This is a genomic window from Flexivirga oryzae (assembly GCF_014190805.1).
Taxonomy (GTDB): Bacteria; Actinomycetota; Actinomycetes; order Actinomycetales; family Dermatophilaceae; genus Flexivirga; species Flexivirga oryzae.
Genome location: NZ_JACHVQ010000001.1, coordinates 2,104,665 through 2,126,155, shown reverse-complemented (window position 1 = coordinate 2,126,155; position 21,491 = coordinate 2,104,665). Strand labels below are relative to the sequence as shown.

Sequence of the window (21,491 nt, the reverse complement as noted above, 5' to 3'; positions counted from 1 at the left end):
ATGGGAGACATGACAGGACAAGTCGCGCTCGTCACTGGCGGAGTTCGCGGGATCGGCCGGGCGATCAGCGAGCGCCTCGCGAGTCGTGGAGCGGTGATCGCTGCCGGGTACTACAAGGATGACGAAGCGGTGGTGCAGGGCTTTCGCGGCGCGCACCCGACGTCGAGCGTGCACCGTGGCAATATCGGCGACAAGGACGACTGTGAACGGGTGGTCCACGAGGTCATTGACCAGCATGGAAAGCTGGACATCCTCGTGAACAACGCTGGGATCACGATCGACAAGACGGTGCGCAAGATGAGCCCGGAGGACTGGGACCGGGTCTTACAGGTCAATCTGTCCGGGGCGTTCTACCTGTCCAGGGCCGTGCTTCAGCACATGCTCGACCGAGGCTCTGGCCGCATGATCAACATCAGTTCCATCATCGGCGAGGCAGGCAATGTCGGGCAGGCGAACTACGCGGCGGCAAAGGCCGGACTCTTCGGACTGACGATGAGTCTGGCGCAGGAGACTGCACGCAAGGGACTCACAGTCAATGCGGTTGCCCCTGGATACACCGCCACTGAAATGGTTGCCGCCGTTCCCCAGGAAGCGCTGGAGAAGGTGATTGCAAAGATCCCGGTCGGACGACTAGGCAAGCCCGACGAGATCGCCAGAGTTGTTGAGTTCCTTGCAGATCCGGACTCCGGCTTCATCACCGGCCAGATCTACTCGGTCAATGGCGGACAGCACATGTAGGTGCGGGACTATGTCATTCGGTAAGGAAGAGGGAGTTGGAGCGATGGCGACAGATCCGGATCCGTTGGGAATTATCCCGGCCGCAGCCAAGGTCCTCTTCCGCGCCGCCGGACGACCGGTGCAGCTGAGTACGGCAGTTGGGCGGGCTGTGTTGCAGTCTGCCCAACTGCCGGCCGTTGCGGCCGCGCGGGCTGTGGGCATCGGTCTCGACGGGCCCCGAACAGCCCGCTGACAAATCCCGATGTGCTCGAGCGGGCTATCCAGACCGGCGGACGCAGTCTCGCAAGAGGTGCGTCGTTCGCAGTGGACGACCTGCTGCATCGAGGTGGTATGCCGCTCAAGGTGGACCGGTCGAAGTTCACCCTTGGACAGGACTTGGCCGCGACTCCCGGGGAGGTCATCTACCGGGGTGAGTTGATCGAAGTCATGCAATACCGTCCGCAGACCGAAACGGTCAGCGAGGTCCCGATCCTGATGGTGCCGCCGTGGATCAACAAGTACTACGTGATGGACCTGGCGCCCGGGCGCAGTCTTATCGAGTGGGCCGTCCAGCACGGCCGCACCGTGTTTACCATCTCGTATCGAAACCCTGACGAGTCCATGAGCGCGTTGCAGATGGACGACTACCTGCAGCAGGGGCCCTTGACGGCGTTGTCGATCGTCCAGGCGGTGACCGGTTCCGATCGAGTCGACCTCGTCGCGCTGTGTCTGGGTGGTGCACTCGCAGCAATGACGACGGCCTACCTCGCACAAGACGAGACCAGTCCGATTTCGTCGCTAACGCTGTTGAATACGGAGCTGGACTACTCCGACCCTGGCATCCTCGCCGTCGCGGTCGACCCGGACACACTCGCGAAAATCGACAAGCGGATGGCGGAACGCGGGTATCTGCCTGCCGAGGACATGTCACGGATGTTCGACCAATTGCGCTCCAACGACCTGATCTTCAACTACGTCGTGTCACGGTGGATGATGGGCGAGGAAGCACGCCCGTTCGACATTTTGGCGTGGAACGATGACAGCACTCGGATGCCGGCAGCGATGCATTCGCACTACTTGAGGTCGCTGTATGGCGAGAATCAGCTGGCACGCGGCGAATACGAACTCGGGGGCCGCAGGCTGGATCTGCACGACATTACCTGCGATGCCTATGTGGTCGGGGCGATCAACGACCACATCGTGCCGTGGAAGGCGTCATATCGGGCGACAGCCCTATTCGGTGGGGATGTGCGCTACGTGCTGTCGTCCGGGGGGCACATTGCGGGCGTTGTCAACCCGCCGACCCCCAAGGCATGGTTCCAGTCCAACGAGAAGAACTCGCCGGACGCGGAGGTCTGGCTGGCGGGCGCGACGCGACGGACCGGCTCCTGGTGGGAGGACTGGACGGCCTGGTCGGCTGCGCGTTCCGGTGGGCAGCGCAAACCCCCGAGCCTGGGCAACCGCAGGTATCGCCCGCTCGCCCCTGCCCCCGGTACTTACGTCTTCGGAGCCGGATGACCGGGTAGCGGCGGCTGGGCCGTCCCTGAGCCTGTTCTGCATTCGTGCGGTGTTTGCCCCCTGACATGGCCCGGCCGCTTGGTCACCAGGGCTCGTACGCCGCAATCGACACTGGATGGCGTCGACGATTCCCGCGTGTGCACGGCGGATCGCTGGCACTTTGATTCGACGGTGATCAAGCCGTTCGCCCGAACGTGGCTCATATTCTGAGATGTGGTAGACCCTCTTTGTGGTCGGACGATAGAGTGGTATGACCATACGCACAGAGGAGACGGCGCAATGAGCACTTCCTGGGAACCGGTACGGCAGCCCCGGACGCACGAGCTCGTGCTGGAGCGGATTGAAGAACAGGTGATGGCAGGGGATTTGCACGCCGGGGAACGGCTGCCCGGAGAGCGTCAGCTGGCCGCTGCCCTTGGGGTGAGCCGTTCGGCGGTGCGCGAAGCCCTGCGGATCATGGAGGCGTTCGGGCTCTTGACCGCGCACACCGGGCGCGGGCCGGACTCGGGCGCGGTCGTCACGACGGATCCGACCGAGGCAGTTGGCCGGATGCTGCGTTTGCACTTGGCGCTGGGTGGCTATCAGCTCTCCGACATCCTCGAAGCTCGAGTGATGCTCGAGCGGGCGAGTGTCGCCGATGCTTCCCTCGAGCCGCAGAACCCACGAATCGATGCTGCGGCTCAGCTCGTTACTGCCATGGACAACCCCGAACTGACACCTTTCGAATTCAACGAGCTCGACACTCAGTTCCACGTCGAGCTGGCCTCATGCTCGGGGAACGAGCTGATCCGCACGCTGACGGCCGCAGTCCGGGAGTCCATTCGTCCACTGGTTCTGAACGGATTTCAGCATGTTCCCGACTGGCGGGAGACGGCAACCACGCTGCAGAGCCAGCACCGCAACATCCTGCACCTGATCCGTGATCGTCAGCCCGAACGAGCCGCCCAAGCAATCGACGATCACATCCGTAGCTTCCATGGAAAGTTGGCGACCGCAGGGCAAGCCACCTCCTGAAGCGTCGTCGCCGAATCGGCTCCGCGGTAGTTTGTGGCAGTGTCTGTAGCTGCACAGGTTAGGAAGCGGCGGACTGCTGCGTCGGCGCGTGAGTATGCCCAACAATCGCGTTGTGGGTGTGATTCCACGCGAGGTGTTTGGTGGTGAGATTAGCCATCGTCGACATCCGGTTCCGGCCGCCGAGCAACGTCGCAACGTGTACCGCGTTCCAGATCATCCAGGCAGGGAAACCCTGCAGACGCGGAAGGTGCGCTACCTCCGCAACCGCCGAACTGCGACCGATTGTTGCGAGGATGCCCTTGTCTTTGTAGCGCAACGGATCGATCACCTGCCCGAGAACGTCGGCCCGGATGAAGGCCGCAACATGTCGGCCGCCCTGGACGGCCGGCTGCGCAAGCTGCGGAAGTGCCAGGACGCCGTCACCGATGGCTGCATCGCCAACAGCGAAGACCCGATCGTGGTCCTTCACGCGCAAGTGGTGATCGACCGCAATCCGTCCGCCGTCTCGTTGTGGCAGCCCCCACCCGGCTACCTCAGCTCGCGCGATCACCCCGCTCGCCCAAACCACCGTGGCTGCAGGTATGACGTCACCCTGACCGACGACCGCGCCCTCGGGCTCGACCCGTAACACGGTGGTGTTCAGCCGCAGGTCGACGCCGATACGCCGTAGCGAGCTGGCGGCATACGCTCTGCTGGCCGGCTTGAACGATGCCAGTAGATGGGGCGCCATTTCGACGAGCGTCACGTGAACCCGCCGCGGATCGAGCTCGGGGTAGATGACGGGGATGTCCTTGTTCCGCATCTCAGCCAACGCTCCCGCCGTCTCGACCCCGGTCGGGCCGCCACCTACGATGATCATCCGCAGGTCTCGGTCGCGATGATTGGCGGCCGCGTCCTCCAGGCCGGCAAACACGCGGTCCCGGAGGGCGAGCGCCTGCTCCCGCGTGTACAGCGGCATCGAGTGCTCCGCAGCACCGGGTGTTCCGAAGAAGTTCGCCGTGACCCCGGTCGCGAGGACCAGGTAATCGAAGGACAACCGGCGGCCATCGTCGAGCTGGATCTGCCTGGCGCTGTGCTGGATTCCGCCCACGGAGCCTTGGACGAACTGCACGTTCGGTTGCCGAGACCGGACGGCGCGGAGGAACCAGGTGATGTCGCCAGGATTCAGACTGCCGGTCGCGACCTGGTAGAGGAGTGGCTGGAACGTGTTGAAGGTGTGCCGGTCCACCAACGTAATGTCGACGTCGGTGTCACGCAGACCTCGGACAACGGAGAGTCCGCCGAAGCCGCCACCGACCACCACTACACGCGGCCGCCGCGGGGACTCAACGTGCGTCATCGGATCGCTCCGTGGCGATGGCCACGAGCGCGGCGGCCTCCTGCCGGGCGGGGGAGGACGACGCCTCGGCGAGGTGGGCCAGGTGCTCGGGCAGCTCGCGGCCGAGTTCGGCCATCGCCCCGGCATACAACTTGCCCGCCCGGTACGACGAACGCACCAGCGGCCCGGCCATCACGCCGAGGAAGCCCAGCTCGTAGGCGAAGTCCGACCAGCGGACGAACTCCTGCGGCTTGACCCAGCGGTCGATCGGGTGGTGCTTGGGGGAGGGGCGCAGGTACTGGGTGATGGTGAGGATGTCGCAGCCGGCGTCGTGCAGGTCGCGGATCGCCTGCTCCACCTCGTGGTCCTCCTCGCCCATGCCCAGGATGAGGTTGGACTTGGTGATCAGCCCGAACTCCTTGGCCATGGTGAGCACCCGCAGCGACTTCTCGTAGGTGAAGGCGGGGCGGATCCGCTTGAAGATGCGCGGCACGGTCTCCAGGTTGTGCGCGAACACCTCCGGGCCGGCCTGGAAGACCTGGCCGACCAGCTCGGGCTTGGCGCCGAAGTCGGGCGGCAGGATCTCCACGCCGGTGTTCGGGTTCAGCGCGTGGATCTGGCGGATCGTCTCGGCATACAACCGGGCGGCACCGTCCGGCTGGTCGTCGCGGGCGACACCGGTCACCGTGCAGTAGCGCAGGTTCATCTCCCGGATCGACTCGGCGACCCGGCGCGGCTCGTCCATGTCGAGCTCGGTCGGCTTGCCGGTCGCGATGTCGCAGAAGTCGCAGCGGCGGGTGCACACGTCACCGCCGATGAGGAACGTCGCCTCGCGGTCCTCCCAGCACTCGAAGATGTTGGGACAGCCGGCTTCCTGACAGACCGTGTGCAGGCCCTGGCTCTTCACCAGCTCGTGCAGGCCGGTGTATGCCGGGCCCATCTTCGCGGTCGTGCGGATCCAGGCCGGTTTGCGCTCGATCGGCGTCTCGGCGTTGCGCGCCTCGACGCGCAGCATCTTGCGGCCTTCAGGTGCGACAGTCACGTTGGCCCTCTCGTTGATGCTACGCGACAGCTCGGATGCGAGTTTTCGGCAATACGGAAGCACCTCAGCTACACCACCGACTGTGCGACCCATGCCGCGGACAGTACGCCGCACACGTGCATGCAGGGTGCCGACAAGTCCGGATGCTGCATAGGTCTTGCGTGTTGCCCTAGTCCAGCACACGTGTCACGGGCAGATCTCCCCTGCGTGAGAACGCCCCTGGAACGAGTCAGGGACATGCTGAATTTCGTTGAGGATGAACGTTTTTGGGTTCTGCAAAGGCTCCTGAGATTAAGGCCAGTGAGCGCGCGTTCAATGGAGTGCTCCGCTGATCGAGCGCGCCAGCGCGATAACTCTCATCCACCAGTCGGGCCTACCTTCTCAATGGTTCCCTAGTGTCCTCCGTCCTTAATTCGTTGAAGAAACCTTCCGAGTGAGGCGAGGATCTCCTCGGCGGTTTTGGTCCAGATGAATGGCTTCGGGTTCTTGTTCCAGGCCTTCGCCCACTCGCGTAGGTCTTTCTCCAGGGCTTGCACGCTGCGGTGGTCGGAGCGTTGCAGTAGGTCGCGGGTGACTTCGGCGAACAGTCTTTCGACCTGATTGATCCACGAGGAGTAGGTCGGGGTGAAGTGCATCTGAAAGCGGGGGTGAGCGGTCAACCACTTCTTGATGGTCGGGTGCTTGTGGGTGCCGTAGTTGTCGCAGATGACGTGCACGTCCAACCCGGCGGGCACGTTCTGGTCGATCGTGGCCAGGAACTTCTTGAACTCGGTGGCCCGATGGCGGCGGTGCGTCGCGGAGATGAGGGTGCCGTCGGCCACGTTCATCGCGGCGAACAAGGTGGTGGTGCCATGCCGCACGTAGTCGTGAGTACGGCGTTCGGGCATGCCCGGCATCATCGGGAACGCGGGTTGAGACCGCGCCAACGCCTGCACCTGACTCTTCTCATCGACGCTGAGAACAACGGCGGATTCGGGCGGGTCCAGGTACAGGCCGACGATGTCGTAGACCTTCTCCACGAACAACGGGTCATTGGACAGTTTGAACCCGTCGGCCCGGTGCGGTTGCAGCCCGAACGCTTTCCAGATCCGCCCGATCGTCGAGGGTGACAGCCCCGACTTCTCAGCCATCTTCGTCCGCGACCAGTGCGTCGCGTGCTCCGGTGTCGACTCCAACGTCGCGACCAGCACGTCCTCGACCTGCTCGGGCGTGATCGTCGCCGGCCGACCCGGCCGAGGCTCATCAACCAGCCCGTCCAAGCGGTGCTCAACGAACCGGGACCGCCACTTACCCACCGTCGGCTGACTGATCCCCAACCGGGCCGCGACCACCTTGTTCGTGTGCCCGTCCGCGCACTCCAACACGATCCGCGACCGTAACGCCAACGCCTGCGACGACTTCCGCCGTCGAGCCCACCGACCCAACTGCTCACGCTCGCCAATCGTCAATTCCAACAACACTTTTGGACGACCCGCAGAAGGCATGCCCCATCATACCAATTATTCAATGAATTTACGGCGGACGACACTAGGTCGCTGGTGTTTTTCGTGGCGTGGCGGTCCGTGTTGCTTGGTGCTGGGTTCGGGAGGATTGGCCTGTGACGTTGGGAGTGACTCCGAGCCAGGCTGATTTGTTCCGTTCGACGACCGCGTTCTGCGAGCCGCGGATCGGCGAAGACTCGATCTACGGGTTGTTGCACCGGCAGTGCCACCGGTTGTTCCCGGACGAGATGTTCGCGGACTTGTTCACCGATGTTGGTCGCCGGTCGGTACCGCCGATGATCGTGGCGGTGGTGATGGTGTTGCAACGTTTCGAGGGGTGCAGTGACCGGGAAGCGGTCGACCGGTTCGCGTTCGACGCCCGGTGGAAGTACGCGGCGGGCGGGCTGGACTTCGATTACCCGGGATTCGTGCACACGGTGCTGGTTGATATGCGGGCCCGGCTGGCCGCCTCGGATGCGCCGGACCGGATCTTCGATGCCGTGCTGCAGGTGGCCAAGGCTGCCGGACTGGTCGGGCGTAAACGGGTGCTGGACTCCACCCCGTTGTATGACGCGGTCGCCACGATGGACACGGTCACGTTGATCCGGTCGGCGATCCGTGGGCTGCTCAAGGCGTGTGATGCGCAGTTGGGGGCGCGGGTCCGGGACGTGCTGGCCCGTGATGATGACTACGTGGGCGCGGGGAAACCGGCCTGTGACTGGGACGACCAGGTCGCCCGGGCGGTGTTGGTCGATGAGTTGGCTCGGGACGGGATGGCCGCCCTGGCCGTGTTGGAGGGGCGGACGGTCAGTGAACCGGTGGCCGCGGCGGGGCAGTTGCTGGCCACCGTGCTGGGGCAGGACCTGGAACAAGACGCTGACGGGGTGTTCGCGATCGCGCGGCGGGTCGCCAAGGATCGGGTGATCTCCACGGTCGACCCGCAGGCCCGGCACGGGCACAAGACCGCCGCACGCTCCTTCGACGGGTACAAGGGGCACCTGGGCCTCGACCCGGACAGTGAGATCATCACCGCTACCGGCGTGACCCCGGGCAACACCGGTGATGCCGCGGCCGCACAAGACCTGATCGCTGATCTCCTCGACACCGACGATCACGATGCCGGCGATCACGGCGACGCGGATGAGCCTGGCGTGTATGGGGATAACGCGTACGGGACTGGGCCGATCCACGACTTGCTGGAGGCTGCCGGGATCGATGACAAGTGCAAGACCCAGTCGCCGTCCAATACTGGTGGCCTGTTCGCCAAGGACGAGTTCGAGGTGGACTTGGACGCTGACACGGTGACCTGCCCGGCGGGGCAAGTCTCGCCGATCCGGCGCGGGAAGGGTGGTGCCGGCACGGCACGTTTCGGGGCGGCGTGTGCCGAGTGCCCGCTACGGGAGCAGTGCACTACCTCCGCGAAGGGCCGCACCATCAAGGTCGGCGCCTATGAACGGCAGCTGACCGATGCCCGCGGGCGGCAACAGGACCCGGGATGGGTGGCCGACTACCGGGCTACCCGCCCGAAGGTCGAACGCAAGATCGGGCACCTGATGCGCCGCAAGCACGGCGGGCGCAGGGCACGGGTCCGCGGCACGACGAAGGTTGCCGCTGACTTCTCCCTGCTGGCCGCCGCGGTCAACCTCGTACGCCTGAGTGTGCTCGCCGTGACGTTCACGACCGGTCAAGGATGGGCAGCGACCGCCTGATAACACCAGGATCAGACTCGAAACCCCTTACCTGGCCGTCATATCCGCCCTCAAGCCGGCGTACTCGACTGGCCAGCGTCATCAGTCCCGCCCGGCGACCAGCCGCGCTCGGCCAGCCTCAGCCCCACGCGGTGACCTGATCTACCCCAGCCGACCATCCTCACCCACACGCAGCTGTTCAACACCAGCCACCTAGGGCGTCGGGTGAGGCATTCTTTGGTCGGACCAGGGCACCGGGAAATTTCGTGGGTGCTTGCTGACCTGCAGGACACTGCGTTGTGGTTCAGCATCTCGAAACAGACCTGGCACGCGAGGGAAACACTGTGCAACTCTGCATGGCACTTTCGGGCTAGCTACCCACTGCCGACGGCGGCGTGAGGTTGGGCAGCCCATTGATGGAGGTTGTCAATGACTGAAACAGATTCAATGTTCGCCCCTCCGCATCTGGACCATGACGCATTGGTCGCCGCTCAACGGGAGACGCTAGCGTCGCCCCGACGACGGTATGGCATCGCGGCACGCGGGCTGTTCTCACTGCTGGATGTACTGTATGGGCGCCGGCGAACCCTGTCGAAATTCAAGATGCTTGAACTCGTCGCTCGGGTCCCTGATCAGTCGTGGGAGCAGGTCGCATACATTGCCGTCACTCAGGTGCATCAGCAGACCGGGATGGCGCGGCGTATCCATGACCGAGTGCTCGAGTCCCGGGCGCAGCAGGACAACGAGCAGTGGCATCTACTCATTCTCGAGGAGCTGATCTCGCAATCCGGCTTCCAAGAGTCACGTTTGAAGTACTACTGGGTCCCACAGGGCATCGCCTTCTTCTAGTATCAGCTCTCGTGGCTGCTGTTCGTAGTTCGGCCGGCTGCGTCACACGTGCTCAACGCGGACTTCGAGGATCACGCCGAACATGAATACATGACGCTGGTCAGTGAGCACCCGGAGTGGGAATCCACCCCGTACGAGTCCACCTTCACCGTCGACTATGGCTCCTTCGAGTCCCTGGCCGATCTGTTCCGTCAGATTGGCCATGACGAACGAGTTCATAAGGAGGAGTCGCTGAGTCAGCTGCGTAAGCCCCGCTTCAATTGAGGCGTGGGTCGGGCCGATGCGTTCTCAGGGCGCGGCAAGCAAATCCGCCGTGTGGACGTACGAGCCGGGTGGACCCCTGACTGCCAGGGCCGACCACGACGTCGGCTCCACCGGATGACGGGGAGGGCGCCCGCGGCGAACCGACGACGAGCGGTAGGGCAATCGCGTGCGCAGGGGCACGAGGTTGATGCGGCATCGGACCAGCACGTCGAGACCGAGGTAGCGGTGGCCTTCGGCCCACTCGTCGGTTTGCTTGGCGAGCAGAGCCCGACGAGGCGGACGATCGCGGCTCTGGTCGGGAAGATCCCGACGCAGTCGGTGCGGCGGAAGGCAGAGGCGAGCGGGAGGGTCGCTCATCCTGGACAACCGCACGAATGCTTCGGCTACGAGGCGCGGGTCGCCGCCCTGTCGATGGTTCAGACTTGCGTCGCCGGACAGTGCGCGGCGCACCAACGAGTAGGCCGACCGTGCGCCGTCATCGGCGCCGCGTGACGAGCTCGGGTCGAGGAAGTCGGTCCGCACGCCACCGGGGCACACCGCAGTGGTCCGGATCCCGTGCTCCGCCCCTTCGGCGGCGAGCGCTTCGGAGATCATCAGCACCGCCGCCTTGGTGGCCGAGTAGATGCCGGTTGCCGGGCCGGTGACGCTGGCGGAGATGGATGCCAGGTTGATGATGTGCCCGGATCTGTTCGACCGCATCAGGGGGAGCACCGCGCGCTGCACGGCCAGGACTCCGAAGACGTTGACGTCGAAGTTCCGGCGGACAGCCTCGTCCGTGAGTTCTTCCACGGATCCGAGCAGCGAATAGCCGGCATTGTTGACCAGTACGTCGATCCGGCCGAACCGTTCGACCGCCTGTTCGACCGCTGTGCGGATCGAATCCTCCTGGGGATAGCCATTTCGACCGCCAGGAAGTCTGCCCGTTCGCCGATGGTCTCGGCGAAGTCGCCCGGTCTCCGGGACGTGGCCACCACCTGGTCGCCTGCTCGCAGCGCCGCCCTGACGGTCTCCAGCCCCATCCCCTTCGACGCGCCCGTGATGAACCAGACGCGCGGCTCCCCGGTCACGACCCGTTGCCAGTGGTCTCGGTCTCGGCCAGCACGGAGACGGCGAGGTTGCCGAGCGCGTTGGCGGCGAGCGGGCTGTCTCCGGTGAGCACGAGACGGTCACGGTGCACCGCCCCGCTCATGTCGTCGTTCACCACGTGCACACCCTGCTCCCGCAGCCGCTCGGCGAGGAGCCAGGTGAGTTGTCCTGGCAAGTAACCGATCTCAACGTTCGCGCCCTGGTCCAGGGTGTCCGGGAACGCACACACCTCGTAGCCCGCGAACAACGAATTCCCGTCCGTGTTCCGGGCGGCGAGTAACGCCGCAGGGCCGTGGCACAACGTGATGACGACCCGGTTGTTCTCCAGCGCCCAGGCGAGCACAGTGCCGATGTCCGGGTCGTCGGCCATGTTGATCATCGCGCCGTGTCCACCGGGCACGAACACTGCGGCGTAGTCAGAGTCGGGCCCCAACTCCTCGGCGATCACGTCGGACAGCTTCTTGGGATTCTCCGTTTTGGGTAGCAATCGTCGGTGAATGTCCTTGACAGCATCGTCCTGCGCCGGAAACGCCCACAGTTCGTACTTCATCAGATTGCCTGAGGCGGTGGCGACCTCGACGTCATACCCGGCTGCCTCGAGGTGCAGTGCCGGAAGCAGCGTCTCGACCGGGTGGTTGCCGGTGGAGAAGTAGCGGTCACCCTGCACGCGTAGGTAGCGCTCGTCCGCACCGATGAGCAGGACCTTCCGACGTGTGGACCGGGTCCGTTCGTGGTTCGCGCCGTCGAAGTCGGTGCGTGGTGGCACGTACTGGCCCAGGGAGTACGGCGACGGGAAGAAGGCGTTGTGCTCGGCCGGGTCGGCAGTGGGTTCTTTCGATGACATGGGCAGCTCCACTCATGAACGGGGTTTCGGGTAGGCGGTTCCGGATCCATCGTGTCGCGCGCAGTGATCAGCCGCGCAGTTCGCGACGCAGCACTTTGCCGGTGAGCGTCTTGGGTAGTTCGGCGACGATCTCGACGACGCGCGGGTACTTGTAGGCCGCCATCGCGGCCCGGCAGTGCTCGATCAGTTCTTCGGGGGTTGCGGTGGTGCCGTTCTTCAGGCTGACGAACGCCTTCACGGTCTCGCCACGCTTTTCGTCGGGTATGCCGACCACGGCCGCCTCGAGCACCGCAGGATGCTCCTGGAGCACGTCCTCCACCTCGCGTGGCCAGACCTTGTAACCGGACGCGTTGATCATGTCCTTCTTCCGGTCCACGATGAACACCCAACCGGCGTCGTTCATGAAGCCGACATCGCCGGTCCTGAGCGCCCCGCCCGGCAGACTCTCGGCGGTGGCGTCGGGTTTGCCCCAGTAGCCGGCGACGACCTGCGGGCCCGCTGCCACGATCTCGCCGATCTCCCCGGCTGGCAGGTCGTTTCCGTCGTCGTCCTGGATGCGCACGACGGTGGACGGCACCGGCACTCCGACGGCGAGTGCACCCGATTGTTCGTCCACGGGTGAGGGCACGCCGAACGGTGTCCCGGTCATCGGGCTCGTCGTCTCGGTCAGCCCGTATGCGTTGTGCACCTGGTGCCCGGTCGCCTCCCGGAAGGCCCGCTCCGCGGCCGGCGCGATGGGCGCGCCGCCGGAGTAGATGGAGGTGAACGACGAGAAGCAGTCCCGCTCGAACGCCGGGTGATTGATCAGCGCGACGAGCGCCGTGATCGCCCCGATCGTGCACGTGGGTCGGTGCTCCCGGAACGCGTCCAGCACCACCGCGGGGTCGAAGCGGTAGGCCAGCACCAACGGCATCGGTGCCAGGAGGCTGATCGCGGCGTGCCCGATCATGCCGGTGATGTGGAACAACGGCGCGATCCCGAACACCGACCCGCCGTCGAACCGCCAGTGGTCCCGGTAGACGGTGGTGCTGAACACCACGTTGCGGTGGGTGTTCATCGCACCCTTGGGGACGCCCGTCGTCCCGGAGGTGTAGGTCAGCATCGCCACGTCGTCGGGGGCGAGTCGCGCCTCGGCCGGCGCCTCTCCGCGGTGCTCCTCGATGTAGTCCAGCAAGTCCCGCGTACCCGGGTGGCGCACCCGCTGGGCGCCACTGAACAGTCGGGGATCGTTACGCGTCTGGTAGTCCAATTCGCTGGTGGTCAGGACCAATTGGACCGGGCTGTCCGGTATGACGTCGCGCGCGACGTCGCCATACAGGCTCTCCAGGCAGACCAGCACCGTGGCTCCGGAGTCGTCGAGCAGGTGGCTGAGCTCGCGGGCCCGGCTCATCGGGTTGATCGAGACCAGCACGCCGCCGGCCTTCCAGGCGGCCAGCATGCACACGAGGAACTGCGGGACGTTCTGCAGATAGACGGCGAGCCGGTCTCCGTCTCCGAAGCCGTTGTCCCGCAAGCCGGCCGCCAGCGCGTCGCTCTGGGCATCCAGCTCTGCGCGGCTCACGACGCCGTCGAAATAGCGGATCGCATCACCGTCCGGGTCGGCGGCCAGGCCGGCCTTGAACATCGCCAGGGCATTCGGGTGCTCAGGGACGATGTCGGCGGGCCGGCCACCGTAGAGCGGCAACCACGGGCGCGCGTCGTAGGGGGAGGTCTCGTGCGGGCGGGACGTGGTGGGGGAGGTCATCGGGGTCCTCACTTGATCGCGAGTGGGTTGACGGGTGATCCGCTGCCTTTGTTGATCTTGATCGGCGCGGCGGCGTAGAACACTTCGTAGACACCGTCCTGCGCACAGTCCGCGGCGAGCGTCTCCAGGTCGACGATCTCGGTGAACACCACTCCGAGATTGCGCATCAGCGCGTTGTGCAGGGTGAGGGCGACTCCCGTGTCCGGGTCGACGGTCACCTCGTTGGCGATCGTGTCGGTCACCAGGTTCGGGATCTCCATGTCCGCGAACCACTGCACGAGCTCGGGGCTGTAGACCAGGCCGGGTTCGCAGAACCCGTCGTAGAAGGCGTCGCCGATGTCGAAGAACAGTTGGAGGTAGTTGGTGCGGATCAACAGGATGTCGCGCTTGCACAGTTGGACTCCCTGAGCTTCCGCACAGGCGATCAGGTCCTCGTGAGTGAAGGTCTCAGCGGTGTCCAGGTGCTCCTTGCCGCGGAACCTGGCCATGTCCAGCAGCACTGCACGCCCGACCACACCGCGTTGCGCGATCGGCTCGACGCTGGCCTTCGTGACGCCGCCGACCGTGCTTCGTGCGTCGTAGCCGTTCCAGAGCTGTCCGTCGTACCAGACGTGGCCGAGGGCGTCATACTGTGTCGATCCCTGCAGGAACGCATCGATCTTGTCGTCGGCGTAGTGCAGACCGCCGGGGAACGCGGGTGCATCGGCCGCGTCCCAGGTGGACTCGTCGATCACCTGGGTGCGGACGGCGGGGGAGCGTCCGGGCCACACCGGGTCACCTTTGGGGTCGCCGATCAGTCGCTGGATGGGGAAGACCTTGCCGGCGCGGATCAGCCCGGCAGCAGCCAGAACCTGTTCCGGGCCAAGGTAATTCAGGCTGCCGACCTCGTCGTCGGGTCCCCACTTGCCCCAGTTGCGCGGTGCGTCGGCGAGCAGGTCGCTCAGTGCGGGCGGGGTGGTGGTGGTCGTGTTTGTGGTCATCGGTCCTCCAGCGGGACGGTGCTCGGACGGTGGTTGGCTCCTTGACCCTGCAAGTGAAGCCCGTCACACCCGGACCGGTCTCGCGCGCAGGCGCACAGTCCTGTCGCGAATGCGCACTTCCGTACGGCGAGGTCCGGTGCGGGCCGGTCAGCTCCGGAAGTCACGGGGCGAGCCGCCGAACCGCCCGCGGAAGGCGCTGCTGAAGGCACTCGGTGAGCCATAGCCAACCGAGTTGGCGATGTCGGTGATGCTGTGATCGGCGAACGCCGGGCTGGCCAGCCGGGTGCGGGCCAGTTCGAGTCGTTCGGTCCGGATCAGGTCCGAGGCGGTGGTTCCCTCCTGTCCCAGGACGGCCTGCACGTAACGCGGCGACCAGCCGATCTCACGTGCCATCCGGGCGACGGTGAGATCGGGGTCGGTCAGATGTTCGCGGACGTAACGTCGGACCGCCTCCAGCACCGCCGGTGCGCCGACGCCTGCCGGGGGAGCGTTGTCGCCGACCGCCGCGATGCAGAAGAGGTCGACGACCCTGTCCACGATGGTGTCGAACTCCATGGCGCTCAGGCTTTCTCGCTCCCTCACCAGCCCCACCAGGAGGTCGCGGGTGAGCCTCGACGTCCCGGTGCTCGGGAGCATCCGCTGACCGCGCTTCGGAACGGTCCCGAGTCGTTGCTCGATGCGTTCGAACGGCACCAGCAGACTCAGTGCAGCGGCGTCGTCGCGGTGGGCCACGTAGAAGGGGGCGTCGATCGGGACGAGCACCATTTCGCCCGGGTTCATCGCTTGGTCGGCCGCGTCGCCACCGACATGGAGGGTGTCGTTGAGCGGCACGAACAATTCGTAGTGACCTCGCGGATCGCGACGGATCCCCGACGCCTCCCGGCGTACCAGTTCCGACTCGCCGGTCCAGCTGACGAGCTGGTAGGTGTCGGTCCGCTGTCGGCGGACCGTTCCCTTGTAGGAGTCGGTGTAGAAGTCGAAGCCGAACTCGCCGTGGACGTCGCTGCACCACTCCGCCCAGTCCTGCTGTGCCACAGGATCGTCACTGGCTGAGCGGCTGGTGTCCAAGCCGTCGAGTTCGTACGTCGCGACCGCCCTCCTCGATGGGACGCTTGGTGCGCCCCCTGATGATACGGGCTGGAGGCGTGTCGCGTCTGTATGCCGATCCCGCGGTCGGTCCGGCACGAACACCGGTCATAGGTCTGCCCTGGGGGGACTGCGGTACGCCGGAGGGCCGGATTACCGGTCATAGGTCTGCCCTGGGGAGACCTATGCGCGGTCGGACGGGGTTTTGCGGTCATAGGTCGCCCCTGGGGGGACTGCGGTACGCCGGAGGGCCGGATTACCGGTCATTGGTCTCCCCTGGGGGGACTGCGGTACGCCGCGGGCCGGGCGGCGCGGGGTCGCCCGAGCTGTGGATTGCCGCAAGCGCCATACGGTGCAGGAGCGCGGCCATCTGCTCCCGATCCAGCCGCGCGCTGTGGGGCGTCGAGTTGATGAGTGCGAAAACGGCGTGAGCAGCGGCGCGGGCGTGGTCCTCGTCGGTCGGCACCGCAGAGACGATCACGCCCACCCAGCGCTCGACATACCTGCGCTGTAGCCGGCGGACCTTGTTGCGGTCGGTGTCGTTGAGGTTCGCCAGGTCGCGGAACTGCACGGTGATCAACGACGGGTAGTTCAAGGCGAATTCGATGTGCCAGCCGACCAGCGCGGACAGAGTAGCGTCGGGCCCGTGCTCGACAGTCGCCCGATAGCGCTGCTCGCCCTCGCTGAGCAGTCGCTCGCTGATGCCGACCAGCATCTCGGCGAGGAGGGCGTCCTTGCTTGCGAAGTGCTTGTAGAGCGCCGGCCCGGACAGGCCGAGAGCCGAGCCGATGTCGGTGATCGAGACACCGTGGTAGCCACGCTCGGCGAACAGGTCGGCGGCGACGTCGATGATCTGCTGCCGGCGCGCCTTGGGCCGCTCGATGCTGGACGAAACCTTCGTCATGAGGACACCCTAGACAAGCTGGTTAATGATTGCTAACTTCTGATGTGGTTAACAAACATTAACTTCCGGATCCGGTGAGGACAAGGAGCACTGATGGACGACTCGACGAGTGCCGCGGGGGAGTCGCGGCGAATCGTGCAGCGCGGACTGTGGTTCGAGGAGTTCGAGGTGGGCACCACCTACGAGCACCGACCCGGCCGCACGGTGACCGAGGCGGACAACGTCCTCTTCACGACCTTGACGATGAACACCCAGCCGCTGCACCTGGATGCCCACGAGAGCAGTCAGCAGCCGCCGTTCCACGAGCGGCTGGTCAACTCGATGTTCACCTTCTCCACGCTCGTCGGCCTCTCGGTCTCCCAGTTGACGCTCGGGACCATCGTGGCCAACCTCGGCTTCAGCGAGGTGAAGTTCCCCGCGCCGGTCCGTCATGGCGACACCCTGTATGCCGAGACGCTGGTGACCGGCAAGCGCGCGTCGTCCAGCAGGCCGGGGGAGGGCGTCGTCAGCCTGCGGCACATCGCCCGCAACCAGCACGGTGAGGTCGTGGCGTCAGCCGACCGCAGCACCCTCGTCCGGATGAAGCCTGATGAGACGAACGCCGATGAGTGACTCGTGGCAGCCGGGGCCGGCCTGGCTCTTCTGCCCTGCGGACCGACCCGACCGCTACACGAAGGCGCTCGCGGCCGCCGACGTCGTCATCCTCGATCTGGAGGACGCGGTCGCACCCGACAAGAAGGCACAGGCACGGGACGCCGTGCGGTCCCTGGTGCGTGACGGCGTGCTCGACGCGGAGCGCACCGTCGTGCGGGTCAACGCCGCGGACAGTGCCGAACAGTCCGCCGACCTCGAACTGCTCGGTGAGCTCCATATCCCGCGGGTGATGCTCGCGAAATCCGAATATCCGCAAGATATTCGGGCGCTGCCCTGTGACGTCGTCGCACTCGTCGAGACCGCACGCGGGCTGGAGCGTGCCGGCGCACTCGCCGAGCCGGACAACGTCGTGGCAATGATGTGGGGTGCCGACGACCTGGTCGCCAGCATGGGCGGCACCGGCAGTCGACGACCCGACGGCAGCTACCGCGACCTCGCCCGCTTTGCACGAGTCAGGGTGCTCACGGCAGCCAAGGCGGCCGGACTGCTGGCGCTCGACGCCGTCCACATGGACATCCCGGACACGACCGGCCTGCGGGCCGAGTGTGAGGACGCCGTGGCCAGCGGGTTCGACGCGACCGTCGCCATACATCCGAGCCAGGTGGCGGTGATCCGGTCGACCTACGCGCCCACCGACGACCAGATCGACTGGGCCCGAAGGCTTTTCGCGCACGTCGGTGACGATCGCGGCGTGACCACCTTCGAGGGCCGGATGGTCGACGGCCCCATCTACAAACAGGCCGAACGCGTGATCCGGCTCGCGGCCCTGACCGACGCAGCCACGAAGGAGGAGTCCGGCAGATGACGAACCTACGAGAGCTGACCGCCGAGCTGCGTGAGCGGCTGGAGCGTGTCCGCGAGGGCGGCAGCGAGTCTGCTCGTCGCAAGCACACCGGTCGCGGCAAGCTGCTGGTGCGCGACCGGGTGGACCGGTTGCTCGACCCCGGCAGTCCGTTCCTGGAGCTGAGTCCGCTCGCGGCATACGGGATGTATGGCGCACCCGGCCGTGGCGACGAACCGTGGACGGTCCCCGGCGCAGGTCTGGTGACCGGCATCGGCCGGGTCGCAGGCCGCGAGGTCATGGTCATCGCCAACGACGCAACCGTGAAGGGTGGCACCTACTACCCGATGACCGTCAAGAAGCACCTGCGGGCGCAGGCGGTCGCTGCGCAGAACCAACTGCCGTGCATCGCCCTCGTGGACAGCGGCGGCGCTTTCCTGCCCAAGCAGGACGAAGTCTTCCCCGACCGTGAGCACTTCGGCCGGATCTTCTTCAACCAGGCCAATTTGTCGGCACAGGGCATTCCGCAGATCGCCGCGGTGATGGGCTCGTGCACGGCAGGCGGTGCGTATGTTCCGGCGATGTCGGACGAAACAGTCATCGTCGCCAATGAGGGCACGATCTTCCTCGGTGGCCCGCCCCTGGTGAAGGCGGCGACCGGCGAGGTCGTCAGCGCCGAGGACCTTGGCGGCGGTGACGTCCACGCCCGTAAGTCCGGTGTGGCCGACCACCTGGCCCAGGACGACGATCACGCACTGCAGATCCTGCGGTCCATCGTGGACACCTTCGAGCGGCCGCGTGCCGACTCGCTCACGCAGGCTGTTCCCGAAGAGCCCGCCGAGGACCCTGCCGGTCTCTACGACGTCGTTCCGGCCGACTCGCGCACGCCGTACGACGTGCGCGAGGTCATCCGTCGCATCGTCGACGGCTCCCGACTGCAGGAGTTCAAGCAGCTGTATGGCGAGACCCTCGTCTGCGGTTTCGCGCGCATCCACGGCTACCCGGTGGGCATCGTCGCCAACAACGGCATCCTCTTCAGTGAATCCGCCTTGAAGGGAGCGCATTTCATCGAATTGTGCAACCAGCGCGGCATTCCGCTGCTGTTCCTGCAGAACATCACCGGCTTCATGGTCGGCCGGGAGTACGAGAACCGCGGCATCGCCAAGGACGGCGCGAAGCTGGTGACCGCGGTCGCCTGCTCGGTGGTGCCCAAGTTCACGGTCGTCATCGGCGGATCGTTCGGTGCCGGAAACTACGGCATGTGCGGCCGCGCCTACGATCCGCGCTTCCTGTGGATGTGGCCCAATGCGCGGATCTCGGTCATGGGCGGCGAGCAGGCGGCCTCGGTGCTCGCCACGGTCCGCAGCGACCTGCACACCGAGGAGGAGGTCGAGGAGTTCAAGGCGCCGATCCGGGCGCAGTACGACGAACAGTCCTCGGCGTACTACTCCACGGCGCGACTGTGGGACGACGGCATCATCGACCCGCTCGACACGCGCCGGGTGCTCGGTATGGCGCTGGAAGCGGCGGCGAATGCGCCTGTCCCTGCTCCCAACTACGGCGTCTTCAGGATGTGATGACCTTGTCCAGTTCGCTCTCCATCCGGTCGGTCCTGGTCGCCAACCGCGGCGAGATCGCCCTACGCGTCTTCCGCACCGCGCACCGGCTCGGGCTGCGCACCGTCGCCCTCTACACCGATCTCGACGTGGCCGCACCGCACGTGCGTGCCGCCGACGTGGCCGTGCGCGTGCCCAACTACCTCGACATCGACGCGGTGGTCGCTGCGGCGGTCGAGACCGGCGCCGACGTGGTGCATCCCGGCTACGGATTCCTTTCCGAACGCTCGGCGTTCGCGGCCGCCCTGCAAGAGGCTGGCATTGCACTCGCCGGACCCAGCGCCGACGTGATGGAGCTGATGGGTCGCAAGGACGCCGCACGGGAGGTCGCGGTCGCCGCCGGCGTGCCGGTCGTCCCGTCATACTCCTTCGACGACGACCCGGAGACCTTCGCCTACCCGATCCTGGTGAAGGCGGCCGCCGGCGGTGGCGGCAAGGGGATGCGCGTGGTCCGTTCCGCCGGTGACTTCACGGAGGCGGTGGCCGCCGCGCGGCGCGAGTCCGCCGGCGCCTTCGGGGACGACACGCTGCTGCTGGAGAAGTATGTCGAGTCCGGCCGCCACCTCGAGGTGCAGGTCATGGCCGACACCCGTGGCACGGCGCTGCACCTGTGGGAGCGCGACTGCTCCACCCAGCGCCGGCACCAGAAGGTGCTCGAGGAAGCCCCGGCGCCGACTATCGACGACGACCTGCGGCACCGGTTGTGTTCTGCCGCAGTCGATCTCACCAAACAGGTCGGGTATGTCGGCGCCGGCACCGTCGAGTTCCTGCTGGACACGGCGACGAACGAGTTCTACTTCCTGGAGATGAACACCCGGCTGCAGGTGGAGCACCCGGTCACCGAGTCCATCACCGGGCTCGACCTGGTCGAGCTGCAACTGCTGGTCGCCGACGGACAGGCGCTGCCGATCAGCCAGGAGCAGGTCCGCAGCGACGGGCACGCGATCGAGGCCCGGGTCTACGCGGAGGACGCGTTCGGTGGGTTCCTACCGCAGGCGGGCACCGCGACCGTCGTCCGCTGGCCCGACCGGCTCGCGCGGGTCGACCAGGCGCTGGAATCGGGCCAGGTCGTCAGCACGTCGTACGACCCGATGCTGGGGAAGGTGATCGTGCACGGCCCCGACCGTGAGACGGCGCGCCAGGGCCTCATCGCGGCATTGGATGCGACCGCGATCTTCGGACTGACCACCAACACCGGTTTCCTGCGAGCATTGTTGGCAACGGACGAGTTCCGCGACGCGACGATCGACACGGCCTGGTTGGACCACCACGAGGTCGAGGCGCCCGACCCGGCGCCCGCCCGCGACATCGCCGCATGGCATCTGGCCACGCATCGCCCGGTCACCGGATCCGCATTCGATGCCGACGGCTTCCGCGTCGCGGGTGACCCCGCACCGGTCCGCGTGCAACTCGACGAGCCGGTGGTCGTCCGCCCGCGTCTGCGGCAGGTGGACGAGCTCACCGTGCGTGAGCTGGCCGACACCGACCGGGACGCGGACGGTGTCGTGCGGGTCGACGTCGACCTCGAAGGAGTCGGGCGGACCACCGCCTTCCTGCGTCCGATGCGGCGCGGCGTCGAAGTGACCTGGCGCGGGCAGCGGTTCGTCTTCATCCCCCCGGACCGTGCCGCGGGTGGGGCCGCGGCGCCCAGCGACGGCACCGTCGTGGCGCCGATGCCGGGTACGGTGCTCGACGTGCGTGCCGCCGTCGGCGACGATGTCAGTGCCGGTGACGTCCTCGGTGTGATGGAGGCGATGAAGATGGAGCTCACCCTCAAGGCACCGCACGACGGCACCGTCGGTAGCGTTACTGCTCGAGTAGGCAATCAGGTCGCGCTCGGTGCACGCCTTTTCGAGGTCACCGCGCACGACACCGATAGTTCCGAAGCCAGCTGACACCAAGGAG

The 21,491-nt window shown here is 66.1% G+C and carries 18 protein-coding genes and 2 pseudogenes; 10 read left to right on the top strand and 10 right to left on the bottom strand.

Annotation, left to right across the window (positions count from 1 at the left end):
* The 3 genes from FHU39_RS09965 to FHU39_RS09955 all read left to right on the top strand — a co-directional run bounded on the left by FHU39_RS09965 (window position 1) and on the right by FHU39_RS09955 (window position 3,249).
* A complete protein-coding gene (locus FHU39_RS09965; protein WP_183320196.1) occupies window positions 1-738 on the top strand; it encodes a beta-ketoacyl-ACP reductase in 738 nt (245 codons plus the stop codon).
* A gap of 228 nt (window positions 739-966) precedes the next feature.
* Window positions 967-2,235: a PHA/PHB synthase family protein gene (locus FHU39_RS09960; protein ID WP_183320989.1), complete on the top strand. Its 1,269-nt coding sequence runs from the start codon at window positions 967-969 to the stop codon at window positions 2,233-2,235.
* A 279-nt stretch (window positions 2,236-2,514) separates the two neighbouring features.
* A complete protein-coding gene (locus tag FHU39_RS09955; RefSeq protein ID WP_183320195.1) occupies window positions 2,515-3,249 on the top strand; it encodes a FadR/GntR family transcriptional regulator in 735 nt (244 codons plus the stop codon).
* Window positions 3,250-3,307: 58 nt separating this feature from the next.
* Here FHU39_RS09955 and FHU39_RS09950 read toward each other — a convergent pair whose 3' ends face one another.
* The 3 genes from FHU39_RS09950 to FHU39_RS09940 all read right to left on the bottom strand — a co-directional run bounded on the left by FHU39_RS09950 (window position 3,308) and on the right by FHU39_RS09940 (window position 7,093).
* The gene (locus FHU39_RS09950; RefSeq protein WP_183320194.1) at window positions 3,308-4,588 is read right to left on the bottom strand and encodes an NAD(P)/FAD-dependent oxidoreductase; all 1,281 of its coding nucleotides are present in this window, start codon (window positions 4,586-4,588) and stop codon (window positions 3,308-3,310) included.
* Complete coding sequence (gene lipA, locus FHU39_RS09945; protein ID WP_183320193.1) at window positions 4,575-5,609, bottom strand: lipoyl synthase; 1,035 nt, start codon at window positions 5,607-5,609, stop codon at window positions 4,575-4,577. The genes FHU39_RS09950 and lipA overlap by 14 nt, the downstream gene beginning before the upstream one ends.
* A gap of 392 nt (window positions 5,610-6,001) precedes the next feature.
* On the bottom strand, window positions 6,002-7,093 hold the full coding sequence (locus FHU39_RS09940; protein ID WP_183318503.1) for an IS630 family transposase: 1,092 nt from the start codon (window positions 7,091-7,093) through the stop codon (window positions 6,002-6,004).
* 113 nt (window positions 7,094-7,206) lie between these two features.
* Between FHU39_RS09940 and FHU39_RS09935 the strand changes: the two genes are divergently transcribed.
* The 3 genes from FHU39_RS09935 to FHU39_RS09925 all read left to right on the top strand — a co-directional run bounded on the left by FHU39_RS09935 (window position 7,207) and on the right by FHU39_RS09925 (window position 9,891).
* A complete protein-coding gene (locus FHU39_RS09935) occupies window positions 7,207-8,799 on the top strand; it encodes an IS1182 family transposase (RefSeq protein WP_183319280.1) in 1,593 nt (530 codons plus the stop codon).
* Window positions 8,800-9,207: 408 nt separating this feature from the next.
* Entirely contained in the window at window positions 9,208-9,627 is a 420-nt protein-coding gene (locus FHU39_RS09930) for a ferritin family protein (RefSeq protein ID WP_183320192.1), read from the top strand.
* Between the two features lie 48 nt (window positions 9,628-9,675).
* Entirely contained in the window at window positions 9,676-9,891 is a 216-nt protein-coding gene (locus FHU39_RS09925) for a hypothetical protein (protein WP_183320191.1), read from the top strand.
* A 177-nt stretch (window positions 9,892-10,068) separates the two neighbouring features.
* On the opposite strand, the pseudogene FHU39_RS09920 reads toward FHU39_RS09925, so the two are convergent.
* The 7 genes and pseudogenes from FHU39_RS09920 to FHU39_RS09890 form a co-directional block, all read right to left on the bottom strand.
* A pseudogene (locus FHU39_RS09920) lies at window positions 10,069-10,217 on the bottom strand (transposase); the annotation flags it as partial.
* Between the two features lie 178 nt (window positions 10,218-10,395).
* Window positions 10,396-11,061 (bottom strand): annotated as a pseudogene (locus tag FHU39_RS09915) (SDR family NAD(P)-dependent oxidoreductase); the annotation flags it as partial.
* Complete coding sequence (gene hchA, locus FHU39_RS09910) at window positions 10,955-11,821, bottom strand: glyoxalase III HchA (protein WP_183320190.1); 867 nt, start codon at window positions 11,819-11,821, stop codon at window positions 10,955-10,957. The pseudogene FHU39_RS09915 and the gene hchA, both read right to left, overlap by 107 nt.
* Before the next feature lie 67 nt (window positions 11,822-11,888).
* On the bottom strand, window positions 11,889-13,565 hold the full coding sequence (locus FHU39_RS09905; protein ID WP_183320189.1) for a class I adenylate-forming enzyme family protein: 1,677 nt from the start codon (window positions 13,563-13,565) through the stop codon (window positions 11,889-11,891).
* An 8-nt stretch (window positions 13,566-13,573) separates the two neighbouring features.
* Entirely contained in the window at window positions 13,574-14,545 is a 972-nt protein-coding gene (locus tag FHU39_RS09900; protein WP_183320188.1) for a cyclase family protein, read from the bottom strand.
* A 147-nt stretch (window positions 14,546-14,692) separates the two neighbouring features.
* The gene (locus FHU39_RS09895) at window positions 14,693-15,580 is read right to left on the bottom strand and encodes a helix-turn-helix domain-containing protein (RefSeq protein WP_183320187.1); all 888 of its coding nucleotides are present in this window, start codon (window positions 15,578-15,580) and stop codon (window positions 14,693-14,695) included.
* A 307-nt stretch (window positions 15,581-15,887) separates the two neighbouring features.
* Window positions 15,888-16,535: a TetR/AcrR family transcriptional regulator gene (locus tag FHU39_RS09890; RefSeq protein ID WP_183320186.1), complete on the bottom strand. Its 648-nt coding sequence runs from the start codon at window positions 16,533-16,535 to the stop codon at window positions 15,888-15,890.
* Window positions 16,536-16,628: 93 nt separating this feature from the next.
* Here FHU39_RS09890 and FHU39_RS09885 point away from each other — a divergent pair, with 93 nt between their 5' ends.
* The 4 genes from FHU39_RS09885 to FHU39_RS09870 are packed head-to-tail and all read left to right on the top strand — an operon-like array spanning window position 16,629 to window position 21,481.
* The gene (locus FHU39_RS09885; RefSeq protein ID WP_183320185.1) at window positions 16,629-17,147 is read left to right on the top strand and encodes a MaoC family dehydratase; all 519 of its coding nucleotides are present in this window, start codon (window positions 16,629-16,631) and stop codon (window positions 17,145-17,147) included.
* Window positions 17,140-17,994: an HpcH/HpaI aldolase/citrate lyase family protein gene (locus tag FHU39_RS09880; protein WP_183320184.1), complete on the top strand. Its 855-nt coding sequence runs from the start codon at window positions 17,140-17,142 to the stop codon at window positions 17,992-17,994. The genes FHU39_RS09885 and FHU39_RS09880 overlap by 8 nt, the downstream gene beginning before the upstream one ends.
* Window positions 17,991-19,547 carry a carboxyl transferase domain-containing protein gene (locus FHU39_RS09875; protein WP_183320183.1) on the top strand — a complete coding sequence of 519 codons (1,557 nt, stop codon included), beginning with the start codon at window positions 17,991-17,993 and terminating at the stop codon, window positions 19,545-19,547. Before FHU39_RS09880 ends, FHU39_RS09875 begins: the two co-directional genes overlap by 4 nt.
* A gap of 5 nt (window positions 19,548-19,552) precedes the next feature.
* The gene (locus FHU39_RS09870; protein WP_246336201.1) at window positions 19,553-21,481 is read left to right on the top strand and encodes an acetyl/propionyl/methylcrotonyl-CoA carboxylase subunit alpha; all 1,929 of its coding nucleotides are present in this window, start codon (window positions 19,553-19,555) and stop codon (window positions 21,479-21,481) included.
* Window positions 21,482-21,491: the final 10 nt, after the last annotated feature.

Excerpts from the sequence above, each read along its gene's own strand:
- FHU39_RS09875 (WP_183320183.1), top strand. The coding sequence starts at position 17,991 with ATGACGAACCTACGAGAGCTGACCGCCGAGCTGCGTGAGCGGCTGGAG.
- FHU39_RS09950 (WP_183320194.1), bottom strand. The coding sequence starts at position 4,588 with ATGACGCACGTTGAGTCCCCGCGGCGGCCGCGTGTAGTGGTGGTCGGT.
- FHU39_RS09880 (WP_183320184.1), top strand. The coding sequence starts at position 17,140 with ATGAGTGACTCGTGGCAGCCGGGGCCGGCCTGGCTCTTCTGCCCTGCG.
- FHU39_RS09930 (WP_183320192.1), top strand. The coding sequence starts at position 9,208 with ATGACTGAAACAGATTCAATGTTCGCCCCTCCGCATCTGGACCATGAC.
- FHU39_RS09885 (WP_183320185.1), top strand. The coding sequence starts at position 16,629 with ATGGACGACTCGACGAGTGCCGCGGGGGAGTCGCGGCGAATCGTGCAG.
- FHU39_RS09940 (WP_183318503.1), bottom strand. The coding sequence starts at position 7,093 with ATGCCTTCTGCGGGTCGTCCAAAAGTGTTGTTGGAATTGACGATTGGC.
- FHU39_RS09965 (WP_183320196.1), top strand. The coding sequence starts at position 1 with ATGGGAGACATGACAGGACAAGTCGCGCTCGTCACTGGCGGAGTTCGC.
- FHU39_RS09900 (WP_183320188.1), bottom strand. The coding sequence starts at position 14,545 with ATGACCACAAACACGACCACCACCACCCCGCCCGCACTGAGCGACCTG.
- hchA (WP_183320190.1), bottom strand. The coding sequence starts at position 11,821 with ATGTCATCGAAAGAACCCACTGCCGACCCGGCCGAGCACAACGCCTTC.
- FHU39_RS09890 (WP_183320186.1), bottom strand. The coding sequence starts at position 16,535 with ATGACGAAGGTTTCGTCCAGCATCGAGCGGCCCAAGGCGCGCCGGCAG.
- FHU39_RS09955 (WP_183320195.1), top strand. The coding sequence starts at position 2,515 with ATGAGCACTTCCTGGGAACCGGTACGGCAGCCCCGGACGCACGAGCTC.
- FHU39_RS09905 (WP_183320189.1), bottom strand. The coding sequence starts at position 13,565 with ATGACCTCCCCCACCACGTCCCGCCCGCACGAGACCTCCCCCTACGAC.